This window comes from Bradyrhizobium denitrificans (assembly GCF_013179005.1).
Classification (GTDB): domain Bacteria; phylum Pseudomonadota; class Alphaproteobacteria; order Rhizobiales; family Xanthobacteraceae; genus Bradyrhizobium; species Bradyrhizobium denitrificans.
Window position 1 is genome coordinate 91,070 of record NZ_JABFDP010000023.1, and the last position, 18,021, is coordinate 109,090.

The following is an 18,021-nucleotide window of genomic DNA, read 5'->3' on the forward strand; positions in this document are numbered from 1 at the left end:
CCATTGGTTGACTGCCGATACTTCGACTAGTTGGGAGTCGAAGTTACGGCAGACACTGTTGTGGTTCGTCCTTCCCTGCCGGAGTCGCCGGACCCGCCTCCGTTGACGGCTGTCTGGAGATCGGCAGTTGCTAACCAGAAGTCGCGTTTTGCTTCCGTGGCGGCGCGGAGAGAGGCAACACGCTGTCGCGCTTCAGCCAGCACTGCAAAGACGTCGACCTGCATCGCGCCGTAACGCAGCTCCGTTTCATCGGCAATCACCTTGCGCAGCGGCAGAACCTCCCGCTGATAGTGGCCGGCGATATCGTAGAGCGAGCGATAATTGCGATAAGCTTCCCTCGCGTCTGAGCGCACATTGACCGCCCGCTCGGTCAAGCGATTGAAGGCCTGGTTATAGATCTCAGTCGCTTGCCTGACCCGAACTTCCCCTCCATCGAAGATGGGGACCTGAAATTGCAGATCAAAGCCGCGCTGTCGAAACGGGGGCCCCTCGGGATCCTTGGTGTTGCGATCAATTCCCGCCAAATCCAGGAGCGTCACAAATCGGGTTGCTTCGGTTAGATTTTGCGCCTTGGCCAATGCTCCGAGCTCGATCTGGGCGATCTGCAGATCGACGCGATGTGCAACCGCATCAACCTCAATGAACGGCAGGCTCTTCGGCCGTCGTGGCAGGTCAGGCAGGCGACTCGGAAGCCTGAAGTTCAGTTTCTGGTCCCAGAGCCCCATCGCTCGCGCAAGCCGCTCTCGTGAGCTGGCGGCCTCTTGCCGCGCCGAGGCAACATCTGCTGTAATCTCTGCATAAAACACCTGCTCGCGTGCCTGGTCGAGCTTGTTCATCGACCCGGTCTTGCCAAGTTTCTCGGCCAGTTCGGCGATCGCTTCTGCAGAAGTTTTCGTATCGTTCAACACCCCGGCGAGTTCATTCGCTCCAACCGCACGGTAGTAGGCCCGGCGCGTCTCGGCTGCAGTTCGAAGCGTTTCAAGGATGGCCCGGAACTGGGCTGCACGAAACCGTTCCCGTGCAATCTCGGCACGAAAAGGAAGCGTCGCGAGAGCCAGGATGTCTCCAACCACCTGACGGCTGGTCTCAAAGGCCGCGTCCCCGCTTACTCTCGATATCGAAAAGACCGGATTCGGCGGAAGGCTCTGCTCCAGGGAATCTGCTTCGGCCAGAGCGAGTTCGTTAAACGCAGCCTGCAGGCCTTTGTTATTGAGGAGAGCGATCTGGATCGCAGTCTCGACGTCGAGGCTTCGGCCGAGCAGCTTTTTTACGACCGCGTCGGCCAAATCCGCGTCCTCGGCAGTGCGTACCGCGACCACGTCTTTTTGGATCGTGGCGCTGACACCTTCTGCGACGAGCGTCATGCCGTGGTCCGGTGAGAAGCTTGCGCAACCGGTTAGCATCGAAGACAGCACCAGCAATGATGAACCAGCAATAGCGCTTCGGCGCGTCGGGTATGTTGAAGTCCCCATGATCTCAGCTCCTACTCGGGCTTGGCGGGTGCAGGAGTAACGCCCCGATTCTGCTCCTTCCAGCCGACGGCTGATGCTGGGCGCAGACTGGTGTAGGGAGCGACCGTCGAGCGATAGGAAACGCCACGGACTTTAACGCCGGGATCGGCGGGATCCGGCCTTACCAGCGGCGTTGCCACTTCCATACACCCAACCAAGGTAGCCGCGGTGAGTACGGCGACCGCAAGGTTTCGCAATCGCGCCTGGGATTTGCGAGCGACCGCATGCATTCCGGCGCGACGAGCCCCGATGGAACCAGACATGGATAGGAGTCCTGACCAATTGAAAATAAACTACGTGCGCCTGCTGCCGTGCGGCGGGCCACGCGTCAACTTAATCTGTCTGGTCAGGAAATTGGAGGGCGATAATGCCGAGCTGGCGTCCTATCGGCTAGGCGGCGGTAGGCCCCCGACAGATATTCAGAGAGTTGCGTTCGCGGTGTGAGGATCTCGATGGATCCTGCAGGGAGCCCAAGGACTGTCGCGACGCAGCAGGTCGCGCTTTGAGGAGCCTTGGTCGTCGCCGGGTGGTTCGACCGCGCATCCGGCACCATGTGATCGGATGACGCGACCGTCATGGCAGCCCTCACAGACTCACTGGCATCACTAGAGTGGGAGACGCCAACGACATGGTCGCGCACGGAGACTTGATCGTTGCCCTCCGTGAGCAGGCAGTGGGGCGAAGCAACGGCAAGGTTCGGCGCAAATACGCAAAAAGCATAGATCAGAGCAAGGACCTGTCCTGCTCTGCGCCTACCAGCCTTGGCCAACCACGACAGCATACGTGCGTCTTTACCACCATTCGCGCATGCCGCAAAGACGGACCAGACCGAAATTGCCGCACACAGTCGCTCCGTTTGGCTCGCGAGAGCCCTTCGACGATCCTACAGCGTGATCGGCCTTGCTTCCGCCGTCCCTAGGCCCCGCTGAGCGATCCTCAAGCAAAGTACAGATACCCCTTCCGGGTAGGGGTTGCAATATCTGGTATCATTTTTGCGGAACACCCTTCAGGTCGGGCCCCGCTGACGCTGGATGCGCACATTGAGCTTTGATGAAAATCAACAACTTACGCCCAATCCCCGATAGGCTTGAGCCATTGTCTCTAGAGGAAACCGAGCTCATGACCGAAACTCGATCTCCAGGCCAAGAATGGCAACCTGTCTCCGTCACCGCCCCTGAGGGAGACCTCGAACTCGGCATCGTGGACTATGACGGCCTGATTGTCGCACTCCCCTATCCCTGCCACAGAACCGGAATGGATTTTGTGGACGCCGCAAACAGGAGACGCGTCGATATTCAGCCAACCCATTGGCGAAGTTGGAGTAGGCCTCATTGAGGGACGAGCATCCGTCGCGATACGCGCAACCCGGACCTAGCTCTCGACGCAAACTTCTTTCGCCCTAATCCACAAAGCGGTCGGGGCTTTGATAGGCTGACAGCATCCTCGATACTTGTATTGGCTCCTGCTGACATGCGGCTATTGCTGCCGCGCAATGGCGCCGCCATCTGCCGACGTCGTGTGTTGAGAGGGGTCTGAAGTTTACCTCTCTGAAGCTGACGCACGGCCGGTCAATGGCGTCTTTTCGCCGTCCCCTGGCCTGCCCTTGCGCTAAGTCAATGGCCCAAAGACAGTTGGGCGTATCTTGCGAGCGCCGCCGGGAACGGCGTTACGAGTGGGAGCAGTCTCTATGAAGACGGTCTGGCATTTGGGTGCGGCCGCGATCAGTTTGGCCTTCGGCATATCGCCGGTAGTGGCTGCGAGCGTTCCCAACGACCGGCACTGGTCGACCAATCACCTGGCGCAACTTCCGGCGGAACTGCAAAGCCGCGTCTTGTTGCTGCAGAGGGCCTGCGGCTCCGAAATCTCCGCGCAACACTACTTTTCGACTTCGATCGAGATCGGCGGGGAAAGTTTTCGGGCCCTTCACTTCCAGAATCTCAGTTGCCAAAACAGACAACTTATTTGTCATGCAAGCGGCTGTTTGCACGAGATCTATCGGCGAGGCAATGCGACCTTCGGAAAGATCTTCGGCTTATTCGCAGAGGATGTACGAATGGAAAACGATTCAGGAATTCTATTGATCAGGGCTACGCTCGGCGGTGAAACGCAGACCTTTCGATGGACAGGAAGCACGTTCGTTCGGGCACGCTGATTCAGCCTAGCATACCCAAAAATTCAACGAACTTTTCAAGCGGCGACCAAGAAGTCGCTACCGGCGCTTCCACAAGTGTCCCCCCTCGCAGCCCAGCGCATCCTTGCAGATACTCTTGAGTATGTGATCATCTATATCGCGTTCTTGCCGGTCCAAGAGCGGCGTGGTGCCTCCACGCTGGTCAAGCGCCGCGCCGGGAGGCTTTCTTTTACCGACGGTTGACAGGTATTGTGGATGATGCGCGGGGGTTGACTGCGACGTTGCATCCCCCGCGCCGTTGGTTTGAGCGGCAGCCGGCCCCAAAAGCAGAACGGCGATAGGAATTGGCCAAAAGCGCTTGAGCATGTCGTCCTCTCCTGCTGCGCCAGCACCACTATTTCATGACTCATATCCAAACTGAGGAAGTTGATGTCGATCAAGATTCACGACGACAGCTCTACCGGAGAGCCGCATTCCTGTGCTCACCGCACGTGGTCGCTGCCGCGGATATCGCCTTCAAACTGCGCTATCTATTGATCTTGGCCGGCCGACGCGCGAGCGATCAGGGGTTAACTGGCTCATCGTCAGCCGACCGATGCGCGTCATACCAGAGCCCCTTGATCAATTTAAGAACCTTCCTGCTGACATGCAGATTACAATATTGCCCCGGCTGGCCGGAAACCGTGCCGAATTTGCGCTTGGGATCATAGGTACAGACTTGCTCGTTTCCGCCCCGCGCGAGCGTAAGCGAGGTCGCGATCGTGATCGCACACTTCTCAAGATGAGCAGGTGGTATTCTCGTCAATTCAGGGTTGGTGCCGTCGTTGGTGATGAGCTGCCCATAGAAATCGAGCTTTTGCTTGATGCCGGCCGCGCGCAGCCTTTCGACGAAATCAAGCGTCTCTTCGCGATTCCTCGCCAACCCTGTTCTGCTCACCCAGACGTACATCATCAGCAGTGGATACGGACCAAAGAAGAAACGCGATCGTTTCCGGATTGGCTCAACCAAAAGAGAGGCAAGACCTGCTCCAAATCCGATTCCAAAAATCGCAAACCCAGAATACATCCAGACTCTGTGATAATCTGCAGGCAAATGTTCCCCCAGCATCAGGGGGAACAATGCCAATATGATCCCGATCAGACATAAGGAAATGCCAATTCGATTCATGAATATACCCCGGGTGCATCGAGAGACTGCCGAACGGTCGGATGCGGCTCTTGATCTTCTAGCCGTTCTCTGCCGGCAAACTCACTCGCTTATTCGATATTGTCTCGCTGGCAGACTAAACGCGACTAAGGAAGGGCTCAACTCCTGCTCGGGTGAAGTGCTGGTGCGCAGATCGAGTCAACGAACTCACAAGTGTTGTGCGGCTAACTCTCCCAGCCGATCCGGTACCTATGGTCGATGATCGTACTTGAACTGCAGGAGCGTGGGGCTCGCGCCAGGGCGCTCCACAATCACTTTCAAGTTGTAGAGATCAAATACCGGCAGATCGAAGACTCCTCCATACGCTGCCGCCCCATCGATCTGCATCGGCGTCAACTTCTGCCTGCCACTCTGCGATCCCGGCCGCGATAGCTCGACGCTCACGACGGCGTCGGCAATTCGCACACCATTCGCTGCATTGAACAGCGCCGCAAGGATCTGGTATTCGTGCGGGCGCCTGGGCAGGTGGCCGCGCAGCCCCTGTTCAGCGGTCGCGCTCAGGGTCAGACCCTTGATGATTTCCGCAGGTACGAGGCCGAGATAGGCCGTTATCCCTCCTTCGGTGCTCAATTGTTGGGTTTGCGACTCCGTCCTCGGCGTAGATGGCTCATTCGAAATCATGCGCGAAGCTACCAGTCCTACCGCGAAGGCTCCAAAGAGGAGCGCGAGCGTGGGGTTGCTAACCATGGCGGCAACGTCCAGACGCGATGTTGAAGAGCTTGCCGAGCTTCGGGGACCAAGGCATTTTCATGACAATTGCATTCGATCTTCAGGGCCTTGAGCTACCTCAAGAACACATCGCCTAGTCCCCTTTTTGCTGGCCGTAGAGTAACTCGAACCATAGTTCATAAGCAGTGTCGCGCTGCCGACGCGCTTCGGTAACCGCGCCGCCTATCGCGTCGAAAGCCTTGAGCTCTGCAGCCTTATAGGGGTTTGTATCCGGGACCAGATGCCGGTTTTGTCGGACGGACGGCGCCAGCGGCATTAGGAAGAACGATAATGGATTGAAGGCGGTCGCAAACATCAACCGGCTGGTTCGCATTGGGTGGAACCATTCGAGCAGCAGGGCAGACAAGGGCGTCGAAGTGGCTCTCACCCAATTTCCAAGGGTTGCTGAGTAGAGTTCATCCAGCCGCGACGAAACCTCGGCCACGCGCCGAAACGCAGTTCGGTTCTCCGGAAAGTGCAACTCCTCAACGCGCCGCTCCTCGAAGTGGATAGTATAGGCTTCGCGCTTGCAATCGGGATTGCCGGTCGGATTGTCGATCGTCATCTCATACAGACCGGGCGCAAGCGCGGAGATTCGATCAAGGTGCTCGAGAATCGCGCGGTGTTCGAGACGCGCAACGCTGGCAGACACGAAAATCCCGAGATGCCCGACATGAGGATTGATGAGATACACGATCCGCTGGCCGGCGCGCTTTAAGTCTTCGGTGCTGCCGTAGACGGTCGGGATCCACCCAAGCGCCTGATGGGGTGGGGTGATGTTGTCGCCCCGCGAGGCAAAAATGACCATCGGATTGCGGATGCGGCGCAGATCGGCAAAGCAGCAGTTGCACACCCGCAACCGGCCTTGTTCGAACTTGTTGCCGATGAAGAGATTTTCGACAATGGCGAGCATTTCTTCTCGGCTAAGAAAATAGAAGCCGTTCCACCACCGCTCGAATTCAAGAAAGCGGTCGCGTTCTTCATCGACATGCGCAAGGAGAGTTGCATACTTTTCCCAAACCGCCTCGGGCTTCAGGTTCTCGAAATTCTGTACAAGCCACGCTCCATCGAACCGGCCATTGCCAAGATCGGTGGTCAGGTGCGTTAGCCATGCCCCACCCAACAGCCCACCGGACACCCGAGCTGGGTTGATGCCCGCTTCGCCTCCCCAATACGACAACGGCGAGCCGTTCAAGACGGCTGGCCCGGCGAGCCCCTCGCAATCCGCAGCCAGGATGGCGATTGCCCAGCCGGCCTGACAGTTGCCATAGAGGATCGGAGGCGTTCCATCGTGCCTCCTCGATACTTCCATGACGAATCGGCGAAGTGCATGCAGCACGTCGGCAATAGTCTGGCCAGGCGCCGGATCGGGATAGAACAACACGAAGTAGACGGGATGCCCCTCGTGCATGGCGATCCCAACCTCCGAGTCGCGTTTGAAGCCCCCGATGCCCGGGCCATGCCCTGCGCGTGGGTCGACGATCACCACCGGTGGCTTTGCTGGATCGAGACAGTCGTCGATGCATTTGTCTCCATATTTTCTTATCGCTGCCAACGCGTAGTTGACGGGCCGTTCGAACTGACGCGCGTCCACCAAGATTTCGTAGTCGAAATTGAGCAACGGCGGTTTGCCGGCTCGCTCATGAGCAATCATGTTGTCGGCACGTTGCCGGAGCGCGTCCCAAAACAGGATGGTTCGCTCCCACAAATCACGTCCATACGCGAATGCGGTGGATACGCTAGGCTCGCCTATACCCTGTGGGGCGCCAGAATATGCCCCTTGTCGAGGCTCCGAAGCTGCTTGCAGGCGAGCGGCTTGCTCCGGCGTTGTCGGAACGACCTGATGGACTGTTAGGTTTGCGGCAGGAGCAGTTGGCACGGGTCGCCTCTAACGCTGTTCGGCACTCGATAATAATCGACCGGTTTTGCCCGCCGAGACTTGCGCCAAATCAACCCCATGCTTCTTCTCTTAACAGAGGCTGGTAGGAGATCCCGCAACCCGCTCTCCGCAAGCATGCGGCGCATTTTGCCGAAATTTCAGGCAGCACAGAGGGGTGAAAACAGAAAGCGCTTTTGACATGAATCAACTGGTAGAAGTTCGATTCTGCTTTTATCTTTAGACCCAAGGTCGCTATGATCGCTGCCCGGAGAAGGAAATCATGAACCTGACAAAGATACTCGCCATCGCTGCCGTCGCCGCCCTCGCCGCGGGGTCTGCTTTTGCCCAGAGCACGCAAACGACTCCCGATACCGAGAAGAATGGCCACCATTATTCCGGTGGCCCGAAGACCGAAGTCCCCCATCACATGGGGAAGAAGGACATGGGCATGTCTTCCGATAAGAAGAAAGGTGCTGGCGGAAGCCATCATTACAGTGGGGGGCCAAATTCGGATGTCCCGCATCACACGGGTGCGAAGTAAGGCTGAAGCAAAACGGGCTGCAAGGAGCAAGTGCTCAACGCCTTTTCCGTCGCAGTCCCGCCACCCCGTGGCGGGACTGCGACGCCTCGGGTTTGGCGCGTTCACGGGTCCGAATGGCGCTGCATCAAATGGGAGCGGGGCTCCCGCGGGATTGATTTAGGTGCGCGAGCTTGGCCGCGATCCCTGTCATGATCACGATACCGCCCAGAGTCACCAGCGCTTGCGTCAAGAGATTGTTCCAGGCCATTCGCAAGAAGGCATGACCTGCAAAGGATAGCAGCACACTTGCGCAATACACCGCGAGTGGATGCTCGCCACACCAAAGCACCGGACGCAAGTAGTGCTGCCATCGGTCCGGGACGTCGGCTGGGAGAACTTTTCTGATAACGAATGCCAGCGCGAAAAAGTGCAGCAATCTCAGAATATCCATATGCCCCTTGTCGATTGGATAGATCAATCGAAAGATCGGCGCGGGCACGTAAGCTTCCAGGGAATGAAATTGCCATCCCAGTGCAATAAAGAATGAGAAGGCTACGTACCCGACCGCCAAAAGCATCCAAAGCTTCAAGTCGAGATAGTGGAGTGCGGCGTGAGCCGGTTTTGCGCCCCACCACACCCCGATCACATAGAGAAACTGCCAATTCATGGGGTTGAAATACACTTGGCCCGCAGGATAAGCCGGAATGTACCAATCCAGTAGGTGTGACGTAACGTAGAGCAAAGCGGAGGCCATCAGCGTTGCTACCGGATATCGGAGAATTCCTGGTAGAACGACCACTAGCGCGAGGTGCAGCGTGATCATCAGCAGCAGCGGATCGAGGTTGACGGGCGAATACCTCATTGTCACCGCCTGCCACGCGGCCTCGAAGGGATCAGCAAAGAATACGGCCACGTTTGCGTGGTGCAGGAGATCCGGCTGCCAGATCGCCAGCAAAGATGCTGTGAGCAAGAGAAGCGCGATGGTGCAGAGTTGGGCGAAGTAGATCTCGAAGCCACGTCTGATCGCCCGCTGGAGAGCAATCCTCAGTCCAGATTGTCGAGCAATGGGGGTGTAAACCATCCCGGAGGCGACACCCGACAAGAAGACCAGGATCTCCGCAGCATCGCTGAAGCCAAAATTCTTCGGCGTGATTCTGTTGAGGTAGACCTCGGGAATGTGGTCAATGAAGATGAGCCACAGCGACAGGCCGCGAAACAAGTCAATCCGGTGATCACGGCCGACCGCCGCTGAATTGTCCACGACGGCTCCTCGCTCCCTCATCGCCACCCCGTCTTTCCGCGTCGGATTTGAGGCCTATCGGGAAAGGCGGATCTGTAATAATGGCACGGTGACAAGATCGTAAACCTGCTTACGCGCGTTGAGGCTCAGCTTCTCGACTAAGCGCCAGGACAGCGCAGCAATACCCATCGCAAGCAGCGCGGATAAACAAATCAGGTTAGCAGTCCCGACATCAGGCCATGCCGTCAGTACAGCTTGGGAGATAGGCCAGCTGTAGATGTAGACACCGTACGACAGGTCCAGCTTGTTGGTCGCGTGACGAAGCCATCGAAGGCGAACCGTTCCAAGAACAACGGCGAGATAGCCGATTGCAATCGGCGCGACCGTCCGCTCCAATCCCGTGCCGAGCACAAACCACATCGCGGCCCAAAGTCCGACCGCAACGCCCCATGACAAGACGATTCGGTCCCTGAACAGGAAGAGTGCGACGCCAAAAGAAAAACTCAACCAGAAACGAGCGAACTGCTCGATTTGGTCCGGCTGGCCACCGTGCCGATAGGCCAGAAACGCAGCCGCTGCAACGAACCCGATCGGCAACAGCTTCGCCATCATGCCCGGCGTCAGAAGCCGCATGCTGCCCATCAAGGCCAGCAGCAGATAGCATAAGAATTCGAATTTCAGTGTCCAGAGGGAGCCGTTCACGACCGATGGATAGGGATTATGCCTGAACAGTCCGGGGAGCTCGGCGGCCCCGGTGCTGAGCGAGATCGTCTTCACCATGTACTCCAGCACGCGCGCGTCTTTCAGGTAGTTCGCGACGCCACATTCGGCGAGCAGAAGCCCGGACGCCACGATGACGATGGTGCAGACGATCAAGCCAGGAAAGATGCGCAATGCACGAGCGATGATGAAGTCGAGCGAGTTCCGGCAGCGAGCCAAGCTTGCCGCAACAGTCAGCCCCGACAGCACAAAGAAAACGTTAACGGCATGATCACCAAGGTTGTAGACGGTTGTGCCGGCAAACTCGTTGGCTCTCGCGCCGGTCCGAAGGAAAAGCGCGTGAGAGACCAGGACCGCAAGCGCCGCAACCAGGCGCAGAAGCGTAAAGTTGTTTCGATCAGGCTCAATTATGTCTCTAACCAAGACGGATCTCATCGAAAATTGTCCTTCTTGCGCATCGGGCTGAGACGAAACGTAGACTCTTGCCGGGGCTCTTGGGGCTCGCCAGCAAGGAGCGTGCCGATGCTTCGCCTTCGGCAAGCATCCTTCCTGGGCGGAAGGGCCGATATACCCGTCACCGGTCTGGGCCTGCTGTTAACCAAGTGATGCTGGCAACCGGGCATGCCTCGGCCTCAATCGTTCGTGCCTGGCCGTGCGGCGCGACCGCCAAGCCAAGGGATCCGCAATTCCAGAGTGTCTATTCGCCGAGCGCGAATGGGACGGACTTAGTGATGCTTCAGCCAACCAATGTTCTTGATGTCGTTAAATGAGTCTGTTCGGTGGCAAAGGTAACACTGGTTGACTTCGGCGTGCTGTTGACCCGTGATCATGCGGTCCATCATCACGAAGTGCTCCATGTAATGGCTGGGCGGAGCCTGATGGCACTGGGCGCAGTCCTTCGATGTCACGGACGGATGGACATAGCCCGCGATCTGCCAGCTGGCTGTGCGGTGACATGCCGCGCAGTCGCGTCCGAACAATTCGCGGTGCGGATCTCGATTGCTGTGGCAATTGACACAATCGAGGCTCGCCCGCTGTTCTGATTGCGAGGTCGGAATTCCCAAGACGCCCTTGAGGTCGTCGACCATCTCTCGGGAGATGGAGAGATGTTGCGGCTGGCCTGGCGGCGAGCGAGCGGCTATTTTTAGCAACGCGGAATGATCCATCGCGATCAACCGGCCCGTACCCTTATGTTCGAGGTGGCAGTCGCGACATTGCTGTGCAGAAGCGTGGAAGGCGGTCGACTGCTTACCCAAATCGCCGGCTGCGGACGTATGACATGAGATGCACGAGGCCGCCTCGATGCCGCGCAACGGGGTATGGCAGGCTTCGCATCTTCCGCCGATAAACTCATGCTTGGCAGATAGTGGCCGCGGCTGAACTGCGCCCGCAAAATTGGGCGTCACCATCGAACCGCTTCGATAGAGTGGGATGCTGATAAGGGCTGCCGCAAAAACTCCGGCCGCGATCAGCCCGACATAGAGAGGCGCGAACCTCACGATCGTTCCCGCGGTCTTCGAGACTGTTGACTGGGCATCATGCTTCCACGTCAGTAGCGAAACCAAGTGCAGCTTTGTTTACGCCAATGTCCGTGCTGCCGCCTCTGAGCGACTTCATGTTCTATTCCTTTGCGGCGCGCAACTCATGATGCGCGGACTTGTCGACGCGCTTCGACCAGGATCGATAGTACGCGATGGTGGTCAGTATCCAAAGCCCGGCCACCCCCACGATGAGCTGGGCGATTATGCCGTCAGAGGTCAGCTCAAGGACGACATGTGCCAAGAAGGAGAGGAACACACCGACACAAAAGACCTCCAGGGATTGCTGGCCACATTTGATCAGGGGCCGCAGTGCCGGCGAGCTCAATATCCGGGCGTGCGAAGGCAGGAAATGAACGACGACGAGCGCAAGGCTCAACAGATGCAGAACGCGATAGGACGCCAGATTCGTCTTGTCATTCGGCGTGAACAGTTCGAACAGTGCGTCCGGGAAGAGCTCTCGCAGCAGAGGGATCGGCTGTGCCAGCGTCATCAGAAGACCGAAGATCAAAAAGCTGATGCTGACCGCCAGCGCGGCGCGCGACCTCAGCAGAAACTGCACGGTGTGCGCCCCGCCCACCGCAAGCCAGCCGCCCAGAAAAAAGAGGAGCTGCCAGGTAAACGGGTTGAAGTACCAGACGCCGGCGGGATAGGAAGGCAAGTTCCACTGGAAGTGGCGCGCCGCGAGGTAAAGCAACACTGAGCCGATCAGCACGCCGTTCCGGAAGCGCAGCATCAGCCAGAGAATGGGCGGAAACGACGCCATCAATACGATGTAGAGCGGCAGTACGTCGAGATTGAGCGGCTTAAACTTCAGGATCAGGCCCTCACCCAGCGTCTCGACCGGATGGTCCATCAAATTGCGGACATTGAATTGGTCCATCAGGTGCGGTACGTCAAAATTGTGGGCCAGATAGTGCACCGCAACTGTATAGACCAGGAAGATGAGCAAGTGGGCTACGTAGAGCTGCCAGACTCGGCGCATCAGGCGCGTGGCACCGATCAGGAATCCACGCTCCACCATCATCCGCCCGAAAACGAGCGTGGCGGTGTAGCCCGAAATGAACACGAACAGATCCGCGCCATCGCTAAAGCCGTAGTTGCGCGTCGTAAACCAGGAAAGGACGGTATCCGGGATGTGCCCGAGGAAGATCGCCCAGTTTGCGAAGCCCCGGAATAAGTCCAGCCGCAGGTCCCGCTGCGTGGTGACGAAAGCCGCCCTCACCTGGGTCGATCGTCTATGCGCGGGCTGGCTTGCGCCACCGTCATGAACGGCGTCGTGCATCGGTTCACCTCTGCAGCCGATAGTTCGAAGGGTGCGACCCGCCAAACTCGGCGGATGAGAGCCTCTCTAATTCACGCTGCAAGCTCGTATTGGTGGACATCACTGATCGCCTCATTCGGCAGCCTCGGGAACGAGACTAACACGCGCAGTTTTCCTGCCGACGGATGGATGCGTCGGTTTAGGGGCATGATCGTCGTTCGGCAATCCAAAGCCTTTGGTCAGGCCGAAAATCGCCGGGATGACGATCAGGGTCAGTAACGTCGAGGAGATCATGCCGCCGATCATCGGCACCGCAATTCGTTGCATGATCTCCGACCCCGTCCCCGTGCTCCACATGATCGGCAGCAAGCCCGCCATGATGGCCACGACGGTCATCATTTTCGGCCGCACCCGCTCGACGGCGCCTTCCATGATCGCTGCGTAGAGGTCATCACGAGTTAACGCACGCCCTTCGAAGTCCCGCCTGATCCTCATCTCGCTCAGCGCGTGGTTGAGGTAGATCAGCATCACCACGCCGGTTTCGGCCGCGACCCCGGCCAGTGCGATGAAGCCGACCACAACCGCAACCGACAGGTTGAAGCCGAGCCACCACATCATCCAAAGCCCCCCGACAAGAGCGAACGGCAGGGACAACATCACGATGGCTGTCTCGGTGAGTGAGCGGAAGTTGAGATAGAGCAGGAGAAAGATGATGGTGAGCGTGATCGGGACCACGATCTTCAGCCGTGCGGCGGCGCGCTGCAGATATTCGTATTGCCCGCTCCAGACCACATAATAGCCGGGCGGAAACTGGATGCTCGCCGCGACCGCCTGCTGGGCATCTGCGACATATCCGCCGATGTCGCGGTCGCGGATGTCGACATAGATATAGGTCGAAAGCTGTCCGTTCTCTGTTCGGATAGATGTTGGACCGCGCTTGGTGTCGACGGTGGCGACCTCTCCGAGCGGCACCGCGCCACCAGCCGGCATCGGCACGAGAATATCGCTTGCGATAGCCTTCGGATTGTCCCGGAGATCCCGGGGGTAGCGCAGGTTGACTGTGAAGCGTTGCCGCCCCTCGACGGTGGTGGTGACAGCCTGGCCGCCCAGTGCACTGGCGATCGTATCCTGCACATCCTGAACCATGATGCCGTATCGAGACAGCGCCGCCCGGTCCGGGGTGATCTCCAGGTAATAGCCGCCGAGGCTGCGCTCTGCATAGGCAGAAGACGTGCCGGGCACCGCCTTCAGCACCGGTTCGATCTGCTTTGCCAGTCTGTCGATCTCGGCGAGGTCGGTACCCATGACCTTCACACCGATCGGCGTACGAATTCCGGTCGAGAGCATGTCGATCCGCGCCTTGATCGGCATGGTCCAGGCGTTGGAAACGCCCGGGAACTGGAGCGCCTTGTCCATTTGCGCAATCAGGTTGTCGATCGTCATGCCGGGACGCCACTCCTCCTTCGGCTTCAGATTGACGACGGTTTCGAACATCTCGGTCGGGGCAGGATCGGTGGCGGTCGACGCGCGCCCGGCCTTGCCATAGACGGATGCGACCTCCGGAAACGATCTAATGATTCGGTCCTGCATCTGCATCAAATCGGCCGCCTTGGTCACGGAAATGCCAGGCAAGGTCGTCGGCATATACAAGAGTGTCCCTTCGTTGAGCGCAGGCATGAACTCGGTGCCGAGCTGGCGGGCCGGCCAGAGCGTCGCAGCAAGCACGGCCACCGCGAGCAGGATGACCAAGATCTTGGCGCGCAGTACGGCTTTGATGATCGGCCGATAGATCCAGATCAGGAAACGGTTGATGAAGTTCTTGTGCTCGGGAACGATCTTGCCCCGCACAAAAATCACCATCAGGGCGGGCACGAGGGTTACCGACAACAGGGCTGCCGCTGCCATCGCAAATGTCTTGGTGAAGGCGAGCGGACTGAACAGGCGTCCCTCCTGCGATTCCAGCGTGAAGATCGGCATGAACGAGACGGTAATGATCAGAAGGCTGAAGAACAATGCGGGCCCCACTTCGGAAGCTGCATCGATCAGAATGCTGACGCGCGACTGGTCCGGCTTGGCGCGCTCCAGGTGTTTATGTGCGTTCTCGATCATGACAATGGCGGCATCCACCATGGCGCCGATCGCGATTGCGATGCCCCCTAGGCTCATGATGTTCGAGCCGAGCCCAAGCAGCTTCATGGCTCCGAACGCCATCAGCACTCCAACCGGCAGCATCAGGATCGCGACCAGCGCGCTGCGGACGTGCAGCAGGAACAGCACGCAGACGACGGCAACCACAATGCTTTCCTCAAGGAGGGTATGCTTGAGTGTGTCGATCGCAGCATAGATCAGATTCGAGCGGTCGTAGACCGGCACGATTTCCACCGATTTCGGGAGACTGGTTGCGATCTCACTGAAACGCTTCTTGACATTCTCGATGACGTTGAGTGCGTTCACGCCGAAGCGCTGCAGCACGATCCCGCTCGCGACCTCGTTTTCACCGTTCAGTTCGGTAATTCCGCGCCTTTCGTCAGGTCCGAGTTCGACCCGCGCGACGTCACGCAGCAGAACCGGGGTGCCGTTGCTGGTCTTAAGCACGATATTGCCGAGGTCATCGATGCTCTTCAGATAGCCCTTGCCCCGGATCACATACTCAAATTCCGACAACTCGACGGTGCGGCCTCCCACGTCCGTGTTGCTGGCGCGGATGGCCTCTCGAATCTTTTGCATGCTGATGCCACGATCGCGCATGCGCTGAGGATCGAGGACGACGTTGTACTGCTTGACAAAGCCGCCGACGCTTGCGACCTCGGCCACTCCTTCAGCCTTCGCCAGCGCGAATTTCAGATTCCAGTCCTGGAGTGTTCGCGTCTCGGCTAGGTTCATCTCCTTCGAGATGACCGCGTACTGGTACACCCACCCCACCCCGGTCGCATCTGGCCCGATGGTCGGCGCAACTCCCACGGGCAGGCGGGAGGCAGCACTGTTGAGAAACTCGAGCACGCGCGAGCGCGCCCAGTAAATGTCGGTGCCGTCCTCGAAGATCACATAGACGAAAGAGACCCCGAAAAAGGAGAACCCGCGCACCACCTTGGATTTCGGCACCGTCAGCATCGCCGTGGTCAAGGGGTAAGTAACCTGGTCCTCCACCACCTGCGGCGCCTGACCGGGATATTCGGTGTAGACGATCACCTGCGTGTCGGACAGATCGGGAATTGCGTCCAGAGGCAAATGGATCAGGGCATACAGCCCCGCAGCGGCTGCAAAGCCGGTGCCGAACAAGACCAACAACAGATTTTGTGCCGACCAGGCGATCACACGGGAAATCATTTGTGGTCTCCCGTGTGCTGCGCATGCCCCGAGGTGTCGCTTGCATCCGAACTTGTCGCCGCCTGAGCAAAGCTCTTCAGAGCGGCTTTGAGGTTGCTCTCCGCATCAATCAGGAAGTTCGCCGTTGTCACAACAGCTTCGCCTTCGGCAAGGCCGTCTCTGATCTCGGCGTACCCACTGCCCCGTCGGCCTAGCTTGACCTCACGCGGCTCGTAACGCCCCTCCCCCTTGTCGACAAGAACGGCCTGTCGGGTGCCGGTATCCAATACCGCACTCTCGGGGACCGCGAGCGTAGGAGCTGAACTTGCGGTGTCGATTTCGGCATCGACATACATGTCCGGAAGGAGTGCAAAATCGGAGTTGGACAGTTCAATTCGGATGCGGGCTGTGCGGGTATCCCGGTTGACCTGCGGATAGATCACGCTGATGGTTCCGGTAAACGTCCGGCCAGAGAAGCTGCGAGCCCGGACATTGACGGGCTGGCCGACCGCGACGCTGCCGAGGTCGCGCTCGGCCACATCGACCAGCGCCCAGACCGACGAAATATCGGCGATCCGAAAGAGCACGTCGCCGGGTTGCGCCCGCATTCCCTCGACCGCGTTTCGCTCCAGCACAATGCCGTCCCGCGGCGCGGCCCATTCGACGGCTACGGGCGCAATTCGCGTCCTCTCCATTGCCGAGATGACCTGCTCAGGAACGTCCAGGTTCATCAATCGCTGCCGCGAACCCCGACCGTACAGTTCGACACCGCCGGTGGTTTTCGACGTGATCGTGGCGAGGTACTCGGCGGCAGCGGAAGCGATCGCCGAACTATAAATTTGCATTAAGGGCTGGCCGGCTCTCACGCGCGTGCCCGTCGTGATATCGGCGATCCTCTGCACGAAACTTTCGGAGCGCATGGCGATCACGGAGACCCGTCGCTCGTCAAGTTGAATGGTCCCGGGCGCCCTCACCGGCGTTCGCATGATCCGATGCTCGACCGGCTCCGATTTCACACCTGTACGCTGGATTTTGCCCGGTGAGAGCTTGATCGAACCGTCGTCCGGCTCATCGCCCTCATAGACGGGCACATAGTCCATCCCCATGGGATCTTTCTTGGGTACCGGCGAAGTATCCGGTAGGCCCATGGGATTGCGATAGTAGAGGATCTTGCGCGGCCCGTTCGCGTTTTGAACCTGAGCCTTTTGCACCGGGGGCTCGAGTGACGGCTCCTGATCGTCATAGACTGCAAGATAGGCGATCCCTCGCTGGTCTTTTTTGGGAGCGGCTGACCATAAGGGTGCTCCGCTGGGATCGCGGTAATAAAGCACCGAACGCTCGGCGGCGGATGCCGGTGGTACCGGATGCAAGAGCTCTTGCAAGAGCGGCTGTTGGGCCGACCAGTAGCTGGCCGCACCAAGCACGATTGCGAGCGCGAGCTTTGTCATGATGGGGTGTTTCATCGTCGTTACCTTGGTAGCGGGGCTGTGGGGCGTGTTGAGCTGGATCAAGAGGCGCAACGGCTCGGCGGCAATTTCACATTCGAAATGCCTGCAAAATCCTATTTGTTGGCCTTGATCACGACCTTGCCGATCACCGTCTCCTGCTCACCTTGGACCTTGGCGGCAACACTCAGCTGATAGCGTCCTGGCATCGGCAAATCAGCCGTGAACGGATAGATACCCGGCTCCTTTGGTGGTAACGCCGTCACCGGCGATTCCATTTCCGCCATTCCGTCCGGCGCCATATCGACCCGCGAACGGAAGATCACGGCATCAGTGACTGGGTTTCCGGTCGCCTTGCTGATCAGGCGGACCGCAATGGCGACGTCCTCCCCCTTTTTCACCTCTGCGCTTACGAGTTCGAAAACATAGTCGCTGGCCGCGGCCCAGGCGTGCTCAGCAATGGCCGTTGTCGCGGCAAGCGCCGCAACGGCTGCAATCTTCCACTGCATGGTTTTTCCTCTCTGACTGTCTCGATAGTGCGTCACGCGCGGG

At 58.6% G+C, this 18,021-nt stretch carries 13 protein-coding genes; 2 read left to right on the top strand and 11 right to left on the bottom strand.

Annotation, left to right across the window (positions count from 1 at the left end; all coding sequences use genetic code 11):
• Positions 1–26: 26 nt before the first annotated feature.
• Positions 27–1,472 (bottom strand): TolC family protein, encoded by a 1,446-nt coding sequence (locus HL671_RS25260; protein WP_172239689.1) that lies wholly within the window; start codon positions 1,470–1,472, stop codon positions 27–29.
• A gap of 1,726 nt (positions 1,473–3,198) precedes the next feature.
• On the opposite strand from HL671_RS25260, the gene HL671_RS25265 reads away from it, so the two are divergent.
• Complete coding sequence (locus tag HL671_RS25265; protein WP_172239692.1) at positions 3,199–3,663, top strand: hypothetical protein; 465 nt, start codon at positions 3,199–3,201, stop codon at positions 3,661–3,663.
• Positions 3,664–4,204: 541 nt separating this feature from the next.
• Here HL671_RS25265 and HL671_RS25270 read toward each other — a convergent pair.
• The 3 genes from HL671_RS25270 to HL671_RS25280 all read right to left on the bottom strand — a co-directional run bounded on the left by HL671_RS25270 (position 4,205) and on the right by HL671_RS25280 (position 7,265).
• Positions 4,205–4,810 (bottom strand): hypothetical protein, encoded by a 606-nt coding sequence (locus HL671_RS25270; RefSeq protein WP_172239695.1) that lies wholly within the window; start codon positions 4,808–4,810, stop codon positions 4,205–4,207.
• Between the two features lie 228 nt (positions 4,811–5,038).
• Positions 5,039–5,536, bottom strand: coding sequence for a hypothetical protein (locus tag HL671_RS25275; RefSeq protein ID WP_172239698.1), 498 nt, complete (start codon positions 5,534–5,536; stop codon positions 5,039–5,041).
• Positions 5,537–5,651: 115 nt separating this feature from the next.
• Positions 5,652–7,265: a DUF3141 domain-containing protein gene (locus HL671_RS25280; protein ID WP_172239701.1), complete on the bottom strand. Its 1,614-nt coding sequence runs from the start codon at positions 7,263–7,265 to the stop codon at positions 5,652–5,654.
• A 451-nt stretch (positions 7,266–7,716) separates the two neighbouring features.
• On the opposite strand from HL671_RS25280, the gene HL671_RS25285 reads away from it, so the two are divergent.
• Positions 7,717–7,977, top strand: a complete 261-nt coding sequence (locus HL671_RS25285) for a hypothetical protein (protein WP_172239704.1) — start codon at positions 7,717–7,719, stop codon at positions 7,975–7,977.
• Between the two features lie 124 nt (positions 7,978–8,101).
• On the opposite strand, the gene HL671_RS25290 is transcribed toward HL671_RS25285, so the two are convergent.
• The 7 genes from HL671_RS25290 to HL671_RS25320 all read right to left on the bottom strand — a co-directional run bounded on the left by HL671_RS25290 (position 8,102) and on the right by HL671_RS25320 (position 17,978).
• A complete protein-coding gene (locus HL671_RS25290) occupies positions 8,102–9,217 on the bottom strand; it encodes an OpgC family protein (RefSeq protein ID WP_172239707.1) in 1,116 nt (371 codons plus the stop codon).
• 54 nt (positions 9,218–9,271) lie between these two features.
• The gene (locus HL671_RS25295) at positions 9,272–10,351 is read right to left on the bottom strand and encodes an acyltransferase family protein (protein WP_246705930.1); all 1,080 of its coding nucleotides are present in this window, start codon (positions 10,349–10,351) and stop codon (positions 9,272–9,274) included.
• Between the two features lie 290 nt (positions 10,352–10,641).
• Positions 10,642–11,481, bottom strand: coding sequence for a cytochrome c3 family protein (locus HL671_RS25300; RefSeq protein ID WP_246705932.1), 840 nt, complete (start codon positions 11,479–11,481; stop codon positions 10,642–10,644).
• A 55-nt stretch (positions 11,482–11,536) separates the two neighbouring features.
• Positions 11,537–12,739 (bottom strand): OpgC domain-containing protein, encoded by a 1,203-nt coding sequence (locus HL671_RS25305; RefSeq protein WP_172239710.1) that lies wholly within the window; start codon positions 12,737–12,739, stop codon positions 11,537–11,539.
• Positions 12,740–12,850: 111 nt separating this feature from the next.
• Positions 12,851–16,045: an efflux RND transporter permease subunit gene (locus tag HL671_RS25310; protein WP_172239713.1), complete on the bottom strand. Its 3,195-nt coding sequence runs from the start codon at positions 16,043–16,045 to the stop codon at positions 12,851–12,853.
• Positions 16,042–17,487, bottom strand: a complete 1,446-nt coding sequence (locus tag HL671_RS25315; RefSeq protein ID WP_246705934.1) for an efflux RND transporter periplasmic adaptor subunit — start codon at positions 17,485–17,487, stop codon at positions 16,042–16,044. Before HL671_RS25315 ends, HL671_RS25310 begins: the two co-directional genes overlap by 4 nt.
• Positions 17,488–17,585: 98 nt before the next feature.
• Positions 17,586–17,978, bottom strand: a complete 393-nt coding sequence (locus tag HL671_RS25320) for a FixH family protein (RefSeq protein ID WP_172239716.1) — start codon at positions 17,976–17,978, stop codon at positions 17,586–17,588.
• Between the last annotated feature and the right edge of the window lie 43 nt (positions 17,979–18,021).